At 45.0% G+C, this 16,862-nt stretch carries 14 protein-coding genes and 1 pseudogene; 9 read left to right on the plus strand and 6 right to left on the minus strand.

The features are described from left to right. Positions 1 to 2 precede the first annotated feature (2 nt). The 6 genes from RAM70_RS13815 to RAM70_RS13840 all read left to right on the plus strand — a co-directional run bounded on the left by RAM70_RS13815 (position 3) and on the right by RAM70_RS13840 (position 6,080). Entirely contained in the window at positions 3 to 659 is a 657-nt protein-coding gene (locus RAM70_RS13815) for a PspA/IM30 family protein (protein ID WP_312674247.1), read from the plus strand. 227 nt (positions 660 to 886) lie between these two features. Continuing rightward, entirely contained in the window at positions 887 to 1,660 is a 774-nt protein-coding gene (locus RAM70_RS13820; protein WP_312674249.1) for a PspA/IM30 family protein, read from the plus strand. A 106-nt stretch (positions 1,661 to 1,766) separates the two neighbouring features. After that, complete coding sequence (locus RAM70_RS13825) at positions 1,767 to 2,741, plus strand: PspA/IM30 family protein (protein ID WP_312674250.1); 975 nt, start codon at positions 1,767 to 1,769, stop codon at positions 2,739 to 2,741. Positions 2,742 to 3,096: 355 nt separating this feature from the next. Next, positions 3,097 to 4,245 carry a Re/Si-specific NAD(P)(+) transhydrogenase subunit alpha gene (locus tag RAM70_RS13830; RefSeq protein WP_312674252.1) on the plus strand — a complete coding sequence of 383 codons (1,149 nt, stop codon included), beginning with the start codon at positions 3,097 to 3,099 and terminating at the stop codon, positions 4,243 to 4,245. A gap of 132 nt (positions 4,246 to 4,377) precedes the next feature. Further along, positions 4,378 to 4,674 carry an NAD(P) transhydrogenase subunit alpha part 2 gene (locus RAM70_RS13835; protein WP_002733247.1) on the plus strand — a complete coding sequence of 99 codons (297 nt, stop codon included), beginning with the start codon at positions 4,378 to 4,380 and terminating at the stop codon, positions 4,672 to 4,674. Continuing rightward, positions 4,671 to 6,080: an NAD(P)(+) transhydrogenase (Re/Si-specific) subunit beta gene (locus RAM70_RS13840; RefSeq protein ID WP_045356525.1), complete on the plus strand. Its 1,410-nt coding sequence runs from the start codon at positions 4,671 to 4,673 to the stop codon at positions 6,078 to 6,080. Before RAM70_RS13835 ends, RAM70_RS13840 begins: the two co-directional genes overlap by 4 nt. Positions 6,081 to 6,139: 59 nt before the next feature. On the opposite strand, the gene RAM70_RS13845 is transcribed toward RAM70_RS13840, so the two are convergent. After that, positions 6,140 to 6,379 (minus strand): hypothetical protein, encoded by a 240-nt coding sequence (locus RAM70_RS13845; RefSeq protein ID WP_044034906.1) that lies wholly within the window; start codon positions 6,377 to 6,379, stop codon positions 6,140 to 6,142. Positions 6,380 to 6,614: 235 nt separating this feature from the next. Here RAM70_RS13845 and RAM70_RS13850 point away from each other — a divergent pair, with 235 nt between their 5' ends. The 3 genes from RAM70_RS13850 (at position 6,615) to ftsH4 (ending at position 11,515) form a co-directional block, all read left to right on the plus strand. Continuing rightward, positions 6,615 to 8,090, plus strand: a complete 1,476-nt coding sequence (locus tag RAM70_RS13850; protein ID WP_190381242.1) for a leucyl aminopeptidase — start codon at positions 6,615 to 6,617, stop codon at positions 8,088 to 8,090. Positions 8,091 to 8,378: 288 nt separating this feature from the next. Continuing rightward, positions 8,379 to 9,560, plus strand: a complete 1,182-nt coding sequence (locus RAM70_RS13855; RefSeq protein WP_045356616.1) for a tetratricopeptide repeat protein — start codon at positions 8,379 to 8,381, stop codon at positions 9,558 to 9,560. 77 nt (positions 9,561 to 9,637) lie between these two features. Then, positions 9,638 to 11,515: an ATP-dependent zinc metalloprotease FtsH4 gene (ftsH4, locus tag RAM70_RS13860; protein WP_312674258.1), complete on the plus strand. Its 1,878-nt coding sequence runs from the start codon at positions 9,638 to 9,640 to the stop codon at positions 11,513 to 11,515. 384 nt (positions 11,516 to 11,899) lie between these two features. On the opposite strand, the gene RAM70_RS13865 is transcribed toward ftsH4, so the two are convergent. The 5 genes and pseudogenes from RAM70_RS13865 to RAM70_RS13885 form a co-directional block, all read right to left on the minus strand. Continuing rightward, a complete protein-coding gene (locus tag RAM70_RS13865) occupies positions 11,900 to 13,951 on the minus strand; it encodes an FAD-dependent oxidoreductase (RefSeq protein ID WP_312674260.1) in 2,052 nt (683 codons plus the stop codon). Beyond that, positions 13,951 to 14,190: a hypothetical protein gene (locus RAM70_RS13870; RefSeq protein WP_152606946.1), complete on the minus strand. Its 240-nt coding sequence runs from the start codon at positions 14,188 to 14,190 to the stop codon at positions 13,951 to 13,953. Before RAM70_RS13870 ends, RAM70_RS13865 begins: the two co-directional genes overlap by 1 nt. Positions 14,191 to 14,195: 5 nt before the next feature. Next, the gene (locus RAM70_RS13875) at positions 14,196 to 14,759 is read right to left on the minus strand and encodes a Uma2 family endonuclease (RefSeq protein WP_045356534.1); all 564 of its coding nucleotides are present in this window, start codon (positions 14,757 to 14,759) and stop codon (positions 14,196 to 14,198) included. A gap of 73 nt (positions 14,760 to 14,832) precedes the next feature. Then, entirely contained in the window at positions 14,833 to 16,359 is a 1,527-nt protein-coding gene (locus RAM70_RS13880; RefSeq protein ID WP_312674263.1) for a bifunctional aminoglycoside phosphotransferase/ATP-binding protein, read from the minus strand. A 247-nt stretch (positions 16,360 to 16,606) separates the two neighbouring features. Further along, positions 16,607 to 16,804 (minus strand): annotated as a pseudogene (locus RAM70_RS13885) (hypothetical protein); the annotation flags it as partial. Between the last annotated feature and the right edge of the window lie 58 nt (positions 16,805 to 16,862).

Consider the following 16,862-nt stretch of genomic DNA (forward strand, 5'->3'; position numbering starts at 1 on the left):
CAATGGGTTTGTTAGATCGCATGGGCCAAGCAATTCGCGCCCAAGTCAATAGTCTGATTCAGGAAAACCAAGATCCAGAAAAACTGCTGGAAAAGGCGATCTTGGAGATGGAAGGGGAATTGATACAAATGCGACAAGCCCTGGCGGCGGCCGTCGCTACCCAGAAACGCACCGAGCGCCAACGACAACAACAGGAAAAAGCGGCCCAAACTTGGCACGAACGCGCCCAATTAGCCCTACATCACGGTAACGAGCAACTCGCCCGCCAAGCTCTCAGCCAATGGCAAACCTATCAAAGTCAGATCGCCCCCCTACAAATCTCCCTGCAACAACAGACGGCTATTATACAAAAATTAAAGAAAGAACTCTTGACAATTGAACGCAAATATGCTGAGATGAAAGCACAGAAAAGCCTTTATGTGGCCAGATTGCGATCGGCGAGTGCCAGTCAAAAAGCTCAAGAAATTATGGGCAGTTTGAACAGCAGTCAGATGGGGACTATTTTCGAGAAATTAGAAGCAAAAGTCCTAGAAGCCGAATCCCAAGCCGATTTAATCCAGTATAAAGACCCCTTAGAGCGACAATTCCAAGATTTGGAGGGACAAAAACAAATTGAAGCCGAATTACTCAAGTTAAAACAAGAAAACTTGGATGGGTGATAGGGAATTATAAATTATGAATTATGAATTATGAAGTGGGGTGTAGGGTGTGGGGAGAAAAAAGCTGTCTCCTGTCTCCTGACTCTTGACTGTTGACTCCTAACTCCTAACTCCTATCCCCTATCCTAGCTCTCGTGGTTTATATTGGATAATAAGCCGTTAGGCAAGATAGGAAATTTTAAGAACAGTTAACTGATTTAGTACACACCGAGAGGAACAAGAGCGTCATGGGTTTATTCGATCGCCTTAGCCGAGTTGTCCGAGCTAACCTCAATGATATGGTGAGCAAGGCTGAAGATCCAGAAAAAATGCTGGAACAAGCTGTCAGTGAGATGCAAGAGGATCTAGTACAGGTACGTCAAGCGGTTGCTAGAGCGATCGCTGAACAACGACAAACGGAACAAAAATACAGTAAAGACCAGTCAGAAGCCAATAAATGGGAACAAAGGGCCAAATTAGCCCTTTCTAAAGGGGATGAAAATCTCGCCAGGGAAGCTCTTAAGCGCAAGAAAGATTGCACAGAAACCGCCGCCATTCTCAAAAATCAACTGGATCAGCAAACGGTACAGGTAGATAGTCTGAGAAAAAACTTGATCGCGCTCGAAAGTAAGATTTCTGAGGCAAAAACCAAGAAAAATATGTTAGTAGCTCGCTCCAGAGCCGCAAAAGCTAACGAAGAAATCCAAAAAACCCTCGGCAGTATCGATACTAGCAGTTCCGTGGGCGCTTTTGAGCGCATGGAAGAAAAAGTTATGCAGTTAGAAGCCCGTAGTCAAGCTTACGGTGAATTGGGTGGCATCGGCATCGAAAATCAATTCGCTGCCCTAGAATCGGGTAGCGATGTGGATGATGAATTAGCACTGCTAAAAGCACAAATGTCCGGGGGAGCATTACCCGGTACAGCTTCTAGTCAACCCACTTTACCCCAAGCAACCACCGTCAGGGATTCGGCAGTGGATGCAGAATTAGAGGAATTGCGATCGAAGTTAAAAGAACTGTAAAACTTTGAGAGCGTCGAGACGTACTATCTACGGTACGTCTCTATTTATTAATTTTGTTGTTGAGATAGGGAATATTAATTGCTAGTCATAATTAACCATCACTATTATGCGGGATGATTTATCTAATTTACGTTCCTCAATTATCGAAGTAATTGCCTTACAAAAAAGAGCCGAACAACAGTACAACCAAGCACAAGCTGAGGTTTTAAAATGGGAAGAAAGAGTTAAACTCGCTCTAGATAAAGGTGATAAGTCTCTGGCACAAGAAGCTAATATAAAGAAAAAACATCACATTAATACCGCAAATATTATTAAAAATCAACTGGAAAAACTGAATATCCAAGTTGATAAACTGAAAGAAAAATTGCCGATTTTAGAAAGAAAGATTAACGAAAAAAGTATCGGCAGTATAGATACTAGCATTGACAAGGCGGTTTTTGAAGTCCCAGAGGGAAAAGTTAGACAATTGCAAGATCCTAGTCAAATTTATGACGAATTGGACGGGATGGCAATCGAAAAGAAATTACCAAGATTAGACATGGCCGAAATAATCACTTTACAAAAAAGAGCAGAACAACAATATAATCAAGAACTAGCGGAAATTTTAAAATGGGACAGGAGAGCTAAATTAGCTAGATATGAAGTAGATTATTCCCTTGTTAGAGAAGCTTTTAGACAAAAAGAGAATCATATTAATATCGCCAATATCATCAAAAGTCAGATCGAACAAATTAAAACTCAAGTCGATACTTTACAAAAAAACTTAACTATTTTTGAGAATGGGAACAATAGTATTTACCGTTCAGCTTTTGAGCGCATGGAAGCAAAATTTATCCAGTTAGAATCCAGTAGTCAAGTTGACGGTGAATTGGTTAACATCGGCATCGAAAATCAATTCGCTGCCCTAGAATCGGGTAGCGATGTGGATGATGAATTAGCACTGCTAAAAGCACAAATGTCCGGGGGAGCATTACCGGGTACAACTTCTAATCAAAGCAATTTACCCCCAGCAACTACCGTCAGGGATTCGGTAGTGGATGCAGAATTAGAGGAATTGCGATCGAAGTTAAAAGAACTGTAAAACTTTGAGATTGTCGAGACGTATTACAGCCCTTCTCATAAAGATGAAGTATAATTTAATCTGGTATCTACGACCGAAGACCAGCTAATCTTAAGCGTTTCGGCGTTCCATAAAACGAAAATATTGTACCTCATCATTATAAAAAAATTCCCAAACAATGGCGCTCAAAACCCTTTAATTCTGAAGATAATCCTAAGATTCAGCCCGAAAAAGAGCCAGAAAGGTGAGGATAGCTAGGATGGAAGTGAAAAGCAATTTTGACTCGAAATTATCCCAAGGGATCGATCGCATTTAACGAAACCCTTACCCCAACAGCATAAGACAAGAGAAGGACTTATTAAGGAGAAACCCAGCCATGAAAATCGGCGTAATCAAAGAAAGTGACCAAGGCGAGGCGCGGGTGGCGCTAGTGCCGGATACCGTCGCCCGTTTAGTCAAGGCGGGATTTGAGGTAATTGTCCAAAATGGGGCGGGAATTAGCGCTAACTTTGCCGATAGTGCCTATAGTGCCGTGGGAGCCGCCCTGAGCGAAAACAGCGAATATATCTATGAAACTGCTGATATTATTCTCAAAGTCGTCCCTCCTAGCGATAGCGAGATCGATCGCCTGAAAAATGGTGGTATCCTCATCGGCTTTCTCGATCCCCTGCGTCAACCCCGGCGCATTGCCAAATTAGCCGAGCGCGGGATCACCGCTTTGAGCATGGAATTAATTCCCCGCAGTAGTCGCGCCCAGAGCATGGATGCCCTCTCCTCTCAGGCTAACCTCGCCGGTTACAAAGCGGTACTCCTCGCCGCCGTTGAGCTGCCGAAAATGTTCCCGATGATGACTACCGCCGCCGGTACGATCGCCCCAGCCAAAGTGCTGGTATTGGGGGCAGGAGTTGCCGGATTGCAAGCTTGCGCTACCGCCCGCCGTTTGGGGGCAGTGGTGGAGGCTTTTGATATTCGTCCCCAAGTCAAAGAAGAAGTACAGAGTGTCGGGGCGAAATTTATTGAAATGCCCCTAGAAGAAGATACCGTCGCCGATAACGGTTACGCCAAAGAGGTTTCTCTTAGCACACAGGAGCGCATTTGTCAAGCCCTAACGGAACCAATTAAGCGGGCTGATGTGGTGATCACCACCGCCCAAGTACCGGGGAAACAGGCCCCGCTGCTAGTTACCAAAGAAATGATCGCCACCATGAAACCGGGGTCGGTAATCGTTGATTTAGCGGCGGAACAGGGCGGAAATTGCGCCTACACCCAACCGGGACGAGAAATCATCGAAAATGGGGTAAAAATCGTCGGAGCCGTTAATCTTCCTGCCACAGTGGCCACCAATGCCAGCCAGATGTACGCCAAAAACCTGCAAATGCTGCTACAGCTTCTAGTCAGCAAAGACGGCAGTTTAAACCTCGATTTTGCCGATGACATCATTAATAGTGCCTGTGTCACCCACGCTGGCGAAATCCGCAACCAACGCATTAAATCCGCCCTCAGTGAACAGTTATCAGCTTTTTAGCTATCAGGAGGCAGGAGGCAAAAGGCAAAAGGCAAAAGGCAGAAGGCAGCTTTATTCTCCCCACACCCCACACCCCACACCCCACACCCCACTTCCCCAATCCCCAAACCCTATCCCCTTTTTACTTAACCAATGACTGCCCAACTTTTAACCGCTTTAGTGGTATTTGTCCTCGCTTCCTTTGTCGGTTTCGAGGTAATCAATAAAGTCCCTCCCACTCTCCATACACCCCTGATGTCGGGAGCGAATGCAATTTCAGGTATCGCCGTTGTTGGTGCGCTCCTCATCGCCGGAGGCACGGATTGGCACGAATTAACCGTAATTTTAGGGTTAATTGCCGTTATTTTGGCGATGGTTAACGTGGTCGGTGGTTTTGTCGTTACCGATCGAATGCTGCAAATGTTCAAGAAAAAAGAGGCTAAATCATGAATAATGCCCTTACCACAGGGATCGAGTTATCCTATCTACTGGCCGCCATTTTATTTATCATCGGTCTTAAACAATTATCTTCCCCCGCTACCGCCCGTCAAGGCAATTTTCTGGCTGCCATCGGGATGCTAATCGCCGTTATTGCCACCTTAATCAATCAAGAAATCCTCAGCTATGGTTTAATCGCCGTAGCGTTGGTGATTGGCTCAATTATCGGCTTAGTTTCGGCGCAAAAAGTCCCGATGACGGCTATGCCCCAAATGGTGGCGATTTTTAACGGTTTAGGCGGTGCTGCCAGTGCTTTAATTGCCATTGGCGAATACTGGCGTTTACTGCAAAGTGGTGAAAATATTGCCTTTGACTCGATACTGATCGCTATTTTGGGTATATTGATCGGCGGTGTCACTTTTACCGGTAGTGTCCTCGCTTTTGCCAAATTACAGGAATTAATCAGTGGCGCGCCCGTAACTTTTCCTTTCCAACAACCCTTTAACATTCTCTTGCTACTCACCTTTTTAGGGGGTAGTGTCTATCTCTTTTTTGATCCCACCTCGATCGATGTTTTCCTGACCTTGGTGGCACTTTCCTTAATTTTCGGGGCTTTATTCGTGCTTCCCATCGGCGGCGGCGATATGCCCGTGGTTATCTCCCTCTTAAACTCTTTTTCGGGACTTGCCGCCAGCGTAGTCGGTTTTATCCTGATGAATAGTATGTTGATCATCGCCGGTGCTTTGGTGGGTGCGTCGGGGATTATCCTGACTCAGATCATGTGTAAAGCCATGAATCGATCGCTGGCTAGTGTACTATTTGGGGCATTCGGTACAGGTGCTAGTGCCGGAGGCGAAGCCAGCGCCACTTCTAGCCTTGATAAATCGGTTCATGCTATTGATTCAGAAGAAGGGGCAATGATGCTCGGTTATGCGCGTTCTGTGGTGATTGTACCCGGTTACGGCATGGCGGTGGCCCAAGCACAACACGCGGTGCGAGAATTAGCCGAACAGTTGGAAAAAAATGGCGTTGAGGTTAAATATGCTATTCACCCCGTGGCGGGAAGAATGCCAGGACACATGAATGTATTATTGGCCGAAGCTAATGTTCCCTATCCGCAACTCTACGATATGGATGATATTAATCCTGAGTTTGAGCGCGTCGATGTGGCGTTAATTATTGGGGCGAATGATGTGGTTAATCCCGCTGCCCGTCACGATAAAGCTAGTCCCATTTATGGAATGCCGATTCTGGACGTGGATAAGGCACAGCACACGATCGTGATTAAGCGCAGTATGCGATCGGGTTTTGCCGGGGTAGAAAACGAATTATTCTACAATCCCAAAACCTTTATGCTCTTTGGTAGCGCTCAAGATGTGGTAGCACAATTAGTATCACAAGTCAAGGATTTGTCATAATTATTGACAAATAGGACGGGGTGAAAACCCCGTCTTTTTTTTATCTGATTTTCCAGAGTTTAAAGATAATCCAGAACTAATTCCCCTTTGCTCACTTTTTCGGTAATTAAAGTTCTGACTAACTCTAATTCTTCTAGGGTCACTTTACCATCAGACCTCATAGCTAGGGCGATTCTTTCCCTTTCCCCTTGAGTGATCACGCCATCAACACTAGCCTGTTCGATAATAGCTCGCAACTTTTCTAGTTCCTGTTGTTCTTCTGCGGTTAATTCTACTTGATTAGGACGAGATATTTCCATAAAAATTTCTCCTTGAGTGATCGACACAAACTTGATAATTTTTTTCTAAGTAGTAGAACCCCTGGCAGTTATCCCCAGTCAGCATCAGCAATCAGGGACAATGATTTTAGCAAGAGCTAGACCTTGATTCTTGACAGGGAGCCACTAAACCTCAACAGATGATCGATGATAACTGATAGAGCTTACAGTATAGTGATTAATAGAAGCAATTTGCAAAGAATTATCGAGATAAAGAATGGATATTCGATCGACTGACACCTCGCTCCTTACTTGGACAGGAGATACTTTAGCCCTAGGTTTACCAGAAGGAGCCATCGAGATTGCAGGAGAATTGGCAGAATTAAACGATAAACTAGGGGGAAACCTAGGGGATCTCATCTCCGAGACGGAATTCGAGGGAAAATTAGGCAGCAGTGCGGCGACTCGTCTAGGTGGTGGTGGTCCGATTCGCAAATTAATCCTGGTGGGATTGGGAAAAACTGCCGATTTCGACCTGCAAACCCTGCGTCTAGCGGCCGCCGCGATCGCTCGTCTGGCCAAACAACAAAAAAGCCAAGCTCTGGCCATCAGTTTACCGGTAGTTGGTGATCAGTCCGCCACCGCCGGAGCAATCACGGAAGGACTACTACTGGCCAATCATCAGGATACCCGCTTCAAGTCCACTAAAGAGGAAAAAGGAGCCAAATTAGCAACCGTCGAGTTATTGGGTTTAGGAGAACAATCATCGGCGATCGCTAACGCCGAGCAAATCTGTTCCGGGGTGATTCTGGCCAGAGAATTAGTCAATGCTCCCGCTAACACCGTCACCCCCCTGACCATGGCAGAAACCGCCGAGCAAATTGCCAGCGAATACGGATTAAGTCTGAAAATTCTGGAACAGGAAGAATGCGAAAGCTTGGGGATGGGAGCCTTCTTAGGAGTAGCCAAAGCCTCGGATATTCCCCCGAAATTCCTTCATTTAATCTATAAACCCCAAGGGACCCCGAAACGTAAACTAGCAATCGTTGGCAAAAGTTTAACCTTTGATTCCGGCGGTTTGAATATTAAAGGGGCCGGCAGTGGCATCGAAACCATGAAAATGGATATGGGAGGTGGTGCCGCCACCCTAGGGGCAGCCAAGGCGATCGCCCAATTACGGCCAGAAGTGGAAGTACACTTTATCTGTCCGGCTACGGAAAATATGATTAGTGGTCGCGCTATGCACCCCGGGGACATTTTAACCGCTTCTAATGGCAAAACTATTGAAGTCAATAACACCGATGCCGAGGGACGATTAACCCTGGCCGATGGCTTGGTTTTTGCGGAAAAATTAGAGGTGGATGCGATCGTGGATCTAGCCACTTTAACCGGGGCCTGTGTCGTTGCTTTGGGAGACGATATCGCCGGTTTATGGAGTAGCGATGAGAGTCTCGCTGATCAACTCCAAGAGGCCGCTAAATTAGCCGGCGAAAAATTCTGGCCGATGCCCCTAGAAGAAAAATATTTCGAGGGGCTGAAGTCTCAAATTGCCGATATGAAAAACACCGGCCCGCGCCCCGGCGGTTCCATTACAGCCGCTTTATTTTTGAAGCAATTCATTAATAACACTCCCTGGCTGCACCTAGATATCGCGGGTCCCGTCTGGTCCGACAAGGAAAATGGCGTTAATAATGCCGGGGCCACCGGTTTTCCCGTCCGCACTCTAGTTAATTGGGTGATGGCCAATAATTAAGTTATCGGTGATCGGTAAGCGGTAAGCTAAGACGCATTTAAACCGCTTATTCTTAGATTAGCCGCCCCCCCTTGCCCCCCCGACGTCGGGGGGGTTGCCCCTTGCCTCGTCTCAACAAGCAATTTAAATTACGAACAGCTTATTAAGTGGGGAGTATTTTCACTGTTTACTGTTTACCGATCCCTGACAAATCTCCCCAAACCCTAACCCCTATTCCCTGATAACTGATAACTGCTAGACTAATTGGGTTACGCTTGCAAGATTAATAAAACCAGTGTCGAGATTAGAATGCAGGGACTTTTAAGAAAACTTTGGCGCGCGATAGAAAACTTTTTTACCCGACTTTTGGGGGGACAAGGGGGAAAGGGGAAAGTACAAGCGATCGAATCTGTTCCCCTAACCGATACAGATTACGAATTTCTCTATATGCAGTTACTCGATGGAGTGGCCCACGGTTGGCACGAAGGCAGAATTCTGAGATTTTTTGAAAAACTGGGCGATCGAGGTCGGCAAAAAGATTGGGTAGAATGGTTAGAGCGCTTTGGGACCCGTCTGCAATCCTCCGCTTCCCTTAACCAACTTCTCGCCACCAGAATGATTCGTTTAGGAGAATTAGCCCGCGCTTTCCCCGGAATTGAACGTATTGGTGAAGCTTCCTACGAGATCGGTTATCAACTCTACACCAAAGAAACTGCCACTTTAATCTGGGAATACGCCGGCGAAGATGAGGACCCGGGCAGTTATACTGTTGCTACCCCAGAAAATCTCTTATATTCCAGTGAAACTAGCGATTTTAACGGTGCTGACCCAGAAAATCCCCAATTAGAAACCCTCACCCTCGATGAATTATTTAACCGTCTGCACAACGATCCTACCCTAGCGGGCCAAATGGCCGAACAATTAGGCATCGAAAATAAGGACGCAGAAAGCATTATTAATAGTCTGATCGCTCAATTTTCCTCCCAGGAGGGTAAAAACCCTGAAACTGCCGCAGATTGGTTTAATCAGGGCTTAGAACAGGCAAATTTAGGCAATTGGTCAAATGCGATCGCTGATTGGGAACAGGCCCTGAAGATCGATCCCCAATTAGCCTCGGCCTGGCATAATCGTGGTGGTGCCTTAGCCATGATTGGTAACTACGAAGAAGCTTTAAATAGTTATGATCGCGCCCTAGAAATCACCCCCAACGATCACCAAGTCATTAACGCTAGAGGCAGCGCCCTATACGGACTGCAACGTTGGCAAGAAGCCTTAGAATGTTGGCAACAGGTGCTAGAAGCGGACGATAATTTTTATCAAGCTTGGTACAATCGCGGCAGTACCCTAGAAAATTTGGGCGAAACCCAAGCAGCGATCGCCTGTTATCAAAAAGCTTTAGGGATTGCGCCGGATTTTGAGCTTGCCCAAACTCGTCTAGACGCTTTACTAGGGCAAAAACCGCCCGAAGACGACGGTAATCCCCCCGCCTGATTCAATCTGAACTTGAGCAGTCAACAGCCTACAATGGGGAAAGTATAGAGACTAATTTTAATGAATCAGGCCCAGCAATGAGTATAAAAAGCAAACCTCCTTCACAATCTCGCCTGATCGGTAATGTTTTATTAGCCGTAGGCGGCTTATTTCTGATTGTTAATCTCCTTTTTCCGCAATTATTTGGCCCTAGCGTCCCCAAAGTTCCCTACAGTCTTTTTATCGACCAAGTGGAAGATGGCAACGTCGCTAGGGTATCCGTGGGACAGAATGAGATTCGTTATCAGCTTAAAAACGACCAAGAGGGCAACTACGGACGAATTTTCAGCACTACACCGATTTTTGACCTAGAATTGCCCAAACGTCTGGAAGCTAAGGGCGTAGAATTCGCCGCCGCTCCACCGCCAAAAAATGGCTGGATTGGTAGTGTCCTTAGTTGGGTGATTCCTCCCCTGATTTTTGTCGGTATTTGGCAATTTTTCCTCGCCCGCAGCGGCGGCGGTGGTCCGGCCGGGGCCCTCTCGATTACCAAAAGTCGCGCTAAAGTCTATGTGGAAGGAGACACCACCAAAACCACTTTTAAAGATGTGGCCGGTGTGGAAGAAGCGAAAACCGAATTGGCAGAAATCGTCGAATTTCTCAAATATCCCCAACGTTACATTCAAATCGGGGCGCGGATTCCCAAGGGTGTCCTCCTAGTCGGTCCGCCGGGGACAGGAAAAACCCTGCTGGCAAAAGCAGTCGCAGGAGAAGCGGGGGTTCCTTTCTTTAGTATCTCAGGTTCGGAATTCGTGGAACTCTTTGTCGGTGCAGGGGCAGCCCGAGTGCGGGATCTGTTTGAACAGGCCAAGAAAAAAGCCCCCTGTATTATTTTTATCGATGAATTAGACGCGATCGGTAAATCTCGCGCTAACGGTAATTTTATGGGGGGTAACGATGAACGGGAACAGACTTTAAACCAATTATTGACGGAAATGGACGGTTTTAACGCTGGTGATGCGACGGTGATCGTACTGGCCGCCACTAATCGCCCCGAAACTCTTGATCCCGCCCTTTTACGCCCCGGCCGTTTTGATCGCCAAGTGTTAGTTGATCGCCCCGATCTGGCTGGACGCTTAAAAATCCTCGAAATCTACGCAGGTAAGGTAAAATTAGGCTCGGATGCGGATTTAAAACAGATTGCTACCCGTACCCCCGGTTTTGCTGGTGCTGACTTAGCTAATCTAGTCAATGAGGCCGCTTTATTGGCAGCCCGCAATCAACGCAGCACCGTCGCCCAAGAGGACTTTAATGAGGCAATCGAGCGGGTAGTGGCGGGTTTAGAGAAGAAAAGCCGGGTTCTCTCGGAAAAAGAGAAGAAAATCGTCGCTTATCACGAAGTTGGTCACGCTCTCGTCGGTGCAGTTATGCCGGGGGGTGGTAAAGTTGCTAAGATTTCGATCGTGCCTCGCGGCATGGCAGCCCTCGGTTATACCCTGCAAATGCCCACGGAAGACCGTTTCCTTATGGATGATACGGAATTACGCGACCAAATTGCTACTCTTTTAGGCGGTCGGGCCGCCGAAGAAATTATCTTCGGTAGTATTACTACTGGGGCCGCTAATGACCTGCAGCGGGCGACGGACTTGGCCGAACGTATGGTGACGACCTATGGTATGAGTAAGACCTTGGGTCCTCTAGCCTACGAAAAAGGTCAACAGAATAGTTTTCTGGGAGATGGCATGATGAATCCCCGGCGCTTGGTGAGCGATGATACGGCCAAAGCGATCGATAATGAAGTGAAAGAGATTGTCGAAAATGGTCATCAGCAGGCCCTGGATATCCTGGCTCAAAATCGCGATTTACTCGAAGAAATTGCCCAAGAAATCCTCAGTAAAGAGGTGATTGAAGGGGAACAATTGCAGACCCTGCTCAATCGCGTTAAACCCCTCGATCGAGAACCTGTTACTGTTTAGATTGATTTGATTTTTACCTTACCCCATCTTTGTTCAAGATGGGGTTTTTTCCTATTAGACCTCTTGTAAGTATCTAAGCACAATTAATTACACATCTAAGCCACTACTCCGTCAGACTTCTGATGTGAGGAAACAGTGAACTGAAAACTCAAATCCGATCCCTAATAGCTGTATCCCGTCTCCCGTCTCCCGTCTCCCGTCTCCTGACGACAGTCTCCTGACGACCGTCTCGACTAGGAAATTAATTTTGCACGACTACTTAATACTAAATTCTGCTTAAAAGGTATAGGAGGGTGGGGAGAAGGGAGAGGGGAGAATACTGACTCGGAGAATACTGACTCCCGACTCCTAACCCCACCAACAAACTTTTTCAGTAAACCCTAATTAATACCAATTATCCATCGACTGGAAAATTGAGGCATCGGGGAACATAGTTGGATTACCACTTGCGTCGATTTTTTGCCGTAATTCTCGCAGTTGTTTATTGCCGATGAGAAAATCACTTTCTACTAATTGATAGGGCAGTACATTATTATCTAAAGCATACACTGCCGTGATGCCAGCAGCTACCCCGGAGGACCACTCGAAGGAATGGACACGATAGGCGGCCGCGGCAATATGACTGAGGGCGATACTTTTACCCGCTATCAGTAAATTATCGATTTTTTGGGGAATTATAGCCCTTAAAGGTATCTCGAAGGGATAAGCTTGCCCTTGTCCCTGTCTTTCTCCTGCTTTTTCTGTATTACCCGGTTTTTCGGGGGGATGTTCCGTCATGCAGGGATGAAAATCAATCGCATAGTGGCCGATACCGACGGAATCGGGGTAAATAGTCGATCGCTTGCGTTTAACGGCCTTATCGGGGGATAATGTGCCATCAAGTACGGAAAATCCCTCTAATCCTGCCAAGGTGGCAATTAAGCGCCGATATTCTGCCGGGGAAAGATTTTGACGATAGAAATCGCTTTGAAAATTTTGTCGGGAAATATCGATTTCTGTGACGGTAAAACCAGCGGGGAAAGTCAGGGAAGGACGACCGATAATCCGTCTTGCTTCCCGAATATAGGGATATTTTGACAAACCGTGGGCAGTACCCATGGGAGAATCAAAACCGGAGAGATAACGGTTATTCAAATGGGGAACTTTTACCCCGTCCCCTAACTGGGAATCGGTGGTTCCTTCTACTAACCAATAATAGTAGGAAATGGCGTGTTCTTCGCCCCTCGCGAGGGTTTCTGTGCGTAATCCTCCCATCCATCCCCCCGGAGATAACTGTCCTAGCTGTTGCAACTGTTCACGGGTGTAGATAAAGTTATCCTTCCCAGTCCCCGGACGATAATCATTTCCCCAAGTCCAATTCTGCATGGAAATATCCCCTGGAACTGGTTCGGTAAAAGTAATTCCCCCAAAGGTTTTCTCTTTACCTAGTTGCGGACTCCAAATACGACGATAGGTGAAAACGAGGTCAAAATCGGCTAATCGCGGCAATTCATAGCTAAAATAGGGGGCATAGCGTTCATAATAAACGGGTTTCTCGTGGGTTTGTGGCTTTTCTGTTTCCTCCATGGCAAAGGTATAGGTAAAGCCTTGGGTACAGTAGGGGTCGCCAGTGACGCTAGAGGAAGAAGGTTCGAGATAACTGCGCTTATCGACACCTAAACGGTAGGGAATATCTGATAATCCGATTATTTCCCCGGTTTCGGTCGCTTCAATCACATACCAATCTGCTAATTGATTCGGTTGGGAGGATTTGGGGACAAAACGGAGGATTTTCTTATCAAAACGGGGAGAATTTTCGTAGCGATAGATATCCTCCATTTTTTGCGATAAAAACTCGGTATTTAGGGGAGGAGTACCTTTTGCGGGACTATGTTGAATAGCAATTACACTGGTAATCTGTTGACCAGTACCGCGATTGGGTAAAGTTTCAATATTTAATTCTTTGACTACCGTGGAGGGAAACCATTTCAGGGTTCCTTTGCCTTTTTTGGCAGCGTCTTCTAACTGTTGAAATAATAATTTATGTCCATCAAAAGGCAAAAAACAAGACCCGCTTACCCAACATTCCCCGGGGTTGCGTTTCCCGTAATGCTTTCTAATTCTTTCCCTAAATTCTAGATAACCTTTCGGGAAAAATAATTTTTCTCTTTGTGTTCGTCTTTCATCTAATGCGGAGGTTCCCTGAGAAGATATCTGTCCCCCTACCCAGTCGGTAATCTCGGTTAAACAGACGGTTTTTCCTAATAATAAAGCTTCGTAGGCCGCACCGGCACCGGCTAAACCACCACCCACCACCAGAATATCACAGCCGACGGTTTGATCCGGTTCTCGCGGGGGGGCTGCTAGGGTGAGGGGAGTGAAAGCTTGCAGGAGAAATAATCCCAGAGAGAGGGATTTAAGAGGAGTAAAGTGATGATTGAAAATTTTAGGTGACATTATTGACAAATATCAATGTTGTGACTGAGAGTTTCCTCTTTCTTTGAAGAAGTAGCCAGAGAATCTGTTCCTGAAATCCTGATTCTTTTTTTTGGGCGATATTGAGAACTTTGTAGCTTGATGCTGGCTTTTGAGAGATTATACACCTTCAAGCTGACAATCGATCGCTTTTCTGGAAATGTTTTGACAGAATAGAGATATCCTGATTCTGTCTCATTCCCTTTGTTATTCCCTGTCATTCTTCCTAAGTTAAATGCAAAACAAACCCGGGTAAGACATCTTCCCCGGATAAAGTAGCAGGTAAATTAATAATTTCCACACCGCCATTTAGTCGGTAGATTTCCACCTGCTGCTGTTGAGGATTAATCAACCAACCCAAACGTAAACCACTGGCTAAATATTCGCGCATCTTGTCGCGTAAAGAGGTTAAAGAATCGCTACGAGAACGTAATTCAATCACAAAATCGGGACACAAAGGTGGGAACTTTTCTCGCTCTTCTGCGCTCAAAGCTTCCCATCTCTCCCGTTTTATCCAAGCAACATCAGGAGAACGATATCCTCCCTTTGGTAAACGAAAAATTGTCGAAGAACTAAACACCTCACCAAGTTGAGTTTGCTCGTTCCATACCCCCACTTTAACAATCAAATTAGCTTCTTGTTTACCAGTATTTCCACCCACGGGAGGCATAATTAATAATTCTCCTTTTTGATTACGTTCTAAATTCCATGTTTGATTAGCCTGACAGAGATGATAAAATTGTTCATCGGTCAGATTAACTGTCTCTAGATTTAACACTACAGTTTCCATCGCTTCTCCTTTTTGCTACTTTATCAACTATAACTTAATTATAAGAATGGCCCTATCGTTGATTCATCTCAAGCTATTTACCTAATTGACTCTCCAAAAATTCTGGCCAATCGGGATTAGTAGTGTCTAGGGAAATTAGATAGGGTTGTTCTTTTTCATTAAAAGGTTCTGTTTTCTCAATTTGGGCATTTAAAACCTCGATAGTAGCGTCAGAAATATCGCCTTTTCTAGCGGCAATCCGTTGTTTTAAAACTTCTATAGGTGCGTGACAATGGACAATATGAAAAGGAATCTGTAAATTTTGGGCATAGGTTAATAAAGGTTCTCGCCAAGCATATTTATCGTAGCGTGCATCGAGAATAACTGGATAACCTAAAGCTATTAAAATTTCCGCTAATTCTGCCAGTCTAGCGAAGGTTTTTTGACTCATTTCGAGACTATATATGTCTAGACTTCCCGTTTGATTTAAGTCAATTCCAGCCAAATGTTTGCGAACTGCATCGGAACGAATCTGAATAGCATTAAGATTTTTAGCAATTACTTTCCCTATGGTACTCTTACCCGATCCAGAAAATCCCGACATCAGAATTAATCTCGGTTTCTGCGGTTGTGTGTACTGCCAAGCTAATTGATAATAATCTTGTGCATCTGCTTTAATTTTCTCGTAAAAACTGTCACCATCAAGCAAAAAACTATTGACTTTTGCCCTCACATACGCTTGTCTGGTCAGGTAGAGAGGCAAGACTTTTAAACCCTCCCAGTCGGCGGTTTGTTCTAAATAAGTATTCACAAATAAATTAGCGAAATCTTCTCTCCCCCTAGCGGTTAAATCCATGACTGTAAAAGCAATATCGTACATGACATCAACGAAGCGAAAAGATTCATTAAATTCTATGCGATCAAATAATTGTATTTCTCCCTGCCACTGACAGATATTATTTAAATGTAAGTCGCCGTGACATTCGCGAATCATCCCTTTTATTTGTCTTTCTTCTAACCAATCTCCGTGTTCTGCGAAGAATTTATCTGTATAAGCTTTCGTTTCATCGTATTGTTTTTGGGTTTGGACAAGATTAATATATTTCTCGGTTTGTTGGTAGTTTTCATCAAAAGCTTGTTTAATAACTTCTAAATTGCCAAATTGAGTAATATAGGAATTAGTCACAGCTTGCCGATGAAATTGTGCCACTTTTTCAGCCAAAGACTCTATAGCTTTTTCCGTTATTTCTCCCCGTTCAAAAATTTTACTCAGTAAACATTCTTGGGGAAACTGATTCATTTTTAAAACGTATTCGATCGCTTTCCCTTCTCCATTTAAACTTATGCTACCCCGTTCCTCATTAATTGACAAAACTTCCAGATAGATATTGGCGGCAACTCTTTTATTTAAGTCTAGTTCCTGTTCTAGATAATATTTTCTCTTTTCTAAAGTGGAGAAATCCAAAAAATTATAATTAACTGGTTTCTTGACTTTATAGGCATAATCTCCTGTCAAGAAGATAATTGAAGCATGGGTTTGGATAATTTCAACGGGAATTTTGACAGAATGAGGATAAAAGTCGGGATTTTTTAATTCTTCGATTAATCGTTTGCTATCCATAGGGAGAACTCCTCTGGGGTACATCTCATTTTTGATATTGACTAAGTTGGGATTTTTTAAAGGAACCCCTCGGTTAAAATTGGGCTTTGCTTCTGATTATTTTATCACCCAATCCCAGCCCTTGAGGGTTTCTACTCCCCAAACCCCCTTAGGGAGGACAGGAGCTTGCTACCCCCGCGCAGCTAAATCTCCACCAATCCCCCCTTGCCTGATCTCAACAAGCAATTTAAATTTGCGGGCAGCTTATTCACCAAGTTACTCCCTTTAATTCAGCCGGAAATAAAGGACGCTCAGATAAACGATCTTGATCGAGTGCTTCGATTAAATATTCACCGGTTTCTTGTTGTTCCTGTTCATCTTCTTCATCAATCCAAGATTGAAGTAAATTAACCAGTTTAGTCTGTTTTTTTTGTTCTAAAATAGTATCTTTAAGTAGCTTGAGGATGTTAAATTAAGAGTTAGTGGCATGGGCTTGACTTGAATTAATTTATCGTGTCTTTAAC

Source organism: Microcystis wesenbergii NRERC-220, assembly GCF_032027425.1.
Lineage (GTDB): Bacteria > Cyanobacteriota > Cyanobacteriia > Cyanobacteriales > Microcystaceae > Microcystis > Microcystis wesenbergii_A.

Bases quoted from the DNA above. Each gene is read 5' to 3' on its own strand.
- RAM70_RS13855 (WP_045356616.1), top strand. From the start codon at position 8,379: ATGCAGGGACTTTTAAGAAAACTTTGGCGCGCGATAGAAAACTTTTTT.
- RAM70_RS13880 (WP_312674263.1), bottom strand. From the start codon at position 16,359: ATGGATAGCAAACGATTAATCGAAGAATTAAAAAATCCCGACTTTTAT.
- RAM70_RS13845 (WP_044034906.1), bottom strand. From the start codon at position 6,379: ATGGAAATATCTCGTCCTAATCAAGTAGAATTAACCGCAGAAGAACAA.
- ftsH4 (WP_312674258.1), top strand. From the start codon at position 9,638: ATGAGTATAAAAAGCAAACCTCCTTCACAATCTCGCCTGATCGGTAAT.
- RAM70_RS13835 (WP_002733247.1), top strand. From the start codon at position 4,378: ATGACTGCCCAACTTTTAACCGCTTTAGTGGTATTTGTCCTCGCTTCC.
- RAM70_RS13815 (WP_312674247.1), top strand. From the start codon at position 3: ATGGGTTTGTTAGATCGCATGGGCCAAGCAATTCGCGCCCAAGTCAAT.
- RAM70_RS13820 (WP_312674249.1), top strand. From the start codon at position 887: ATGGGTTTATTCGATCGCCTTAGCCGAGTTGTCCGAGCTAACCTCAAT.
- RAM70_RS13840 (WP_045356525.1), top strand. From the start codon at position 4,671: ATGAATAATGCCCTTACCACAGGGATCGAGTTATCCTATCTACTGGCC.
- RAM70_RS13870 (WP_152606946.1), bottom strand. From the start codon at position 14,190: ATGACAGGGAATAACAAAGGGAATGAGACAGAATCAGGATATCTCTAT.
- RAM70_RS13830 (WP_312674252.1), top strand. From the start codon at position 3,097: ATGAAAATCGGCGTAATCAAAGAAAGTGACCAAGGCGAGGCGCGGGTG.
- RAM70_RS13850 (WP_190381242.1), top strand. From the start codon at position 6,615: ATGGATATTCGATCGACTGACACCTCGCTCCTTACTTGGACAGGAGAT.
- RAM70_RS13825 (WP_312674250.1), top strand. From the start codon at position 1,767: ATGCGGGATGATTTATCTAATTTACGTTCCTCAATTATCGAAGTAATT.
- RAM70_RS13865 (WP_312674260.1), bottom strand. From the start codon at position 13,951: ATGTCACCTAAAATTTTCAATCATCACTTTACTCCTCTTAAATCCCTC.
- RAM70_RS13875 (WP_045356534.1), bottom strand. From the start codon at position 14,759: ATGGAAACTGTAGTGTTAAATCTAGAGACAGTTAATCTGACCGATGAA.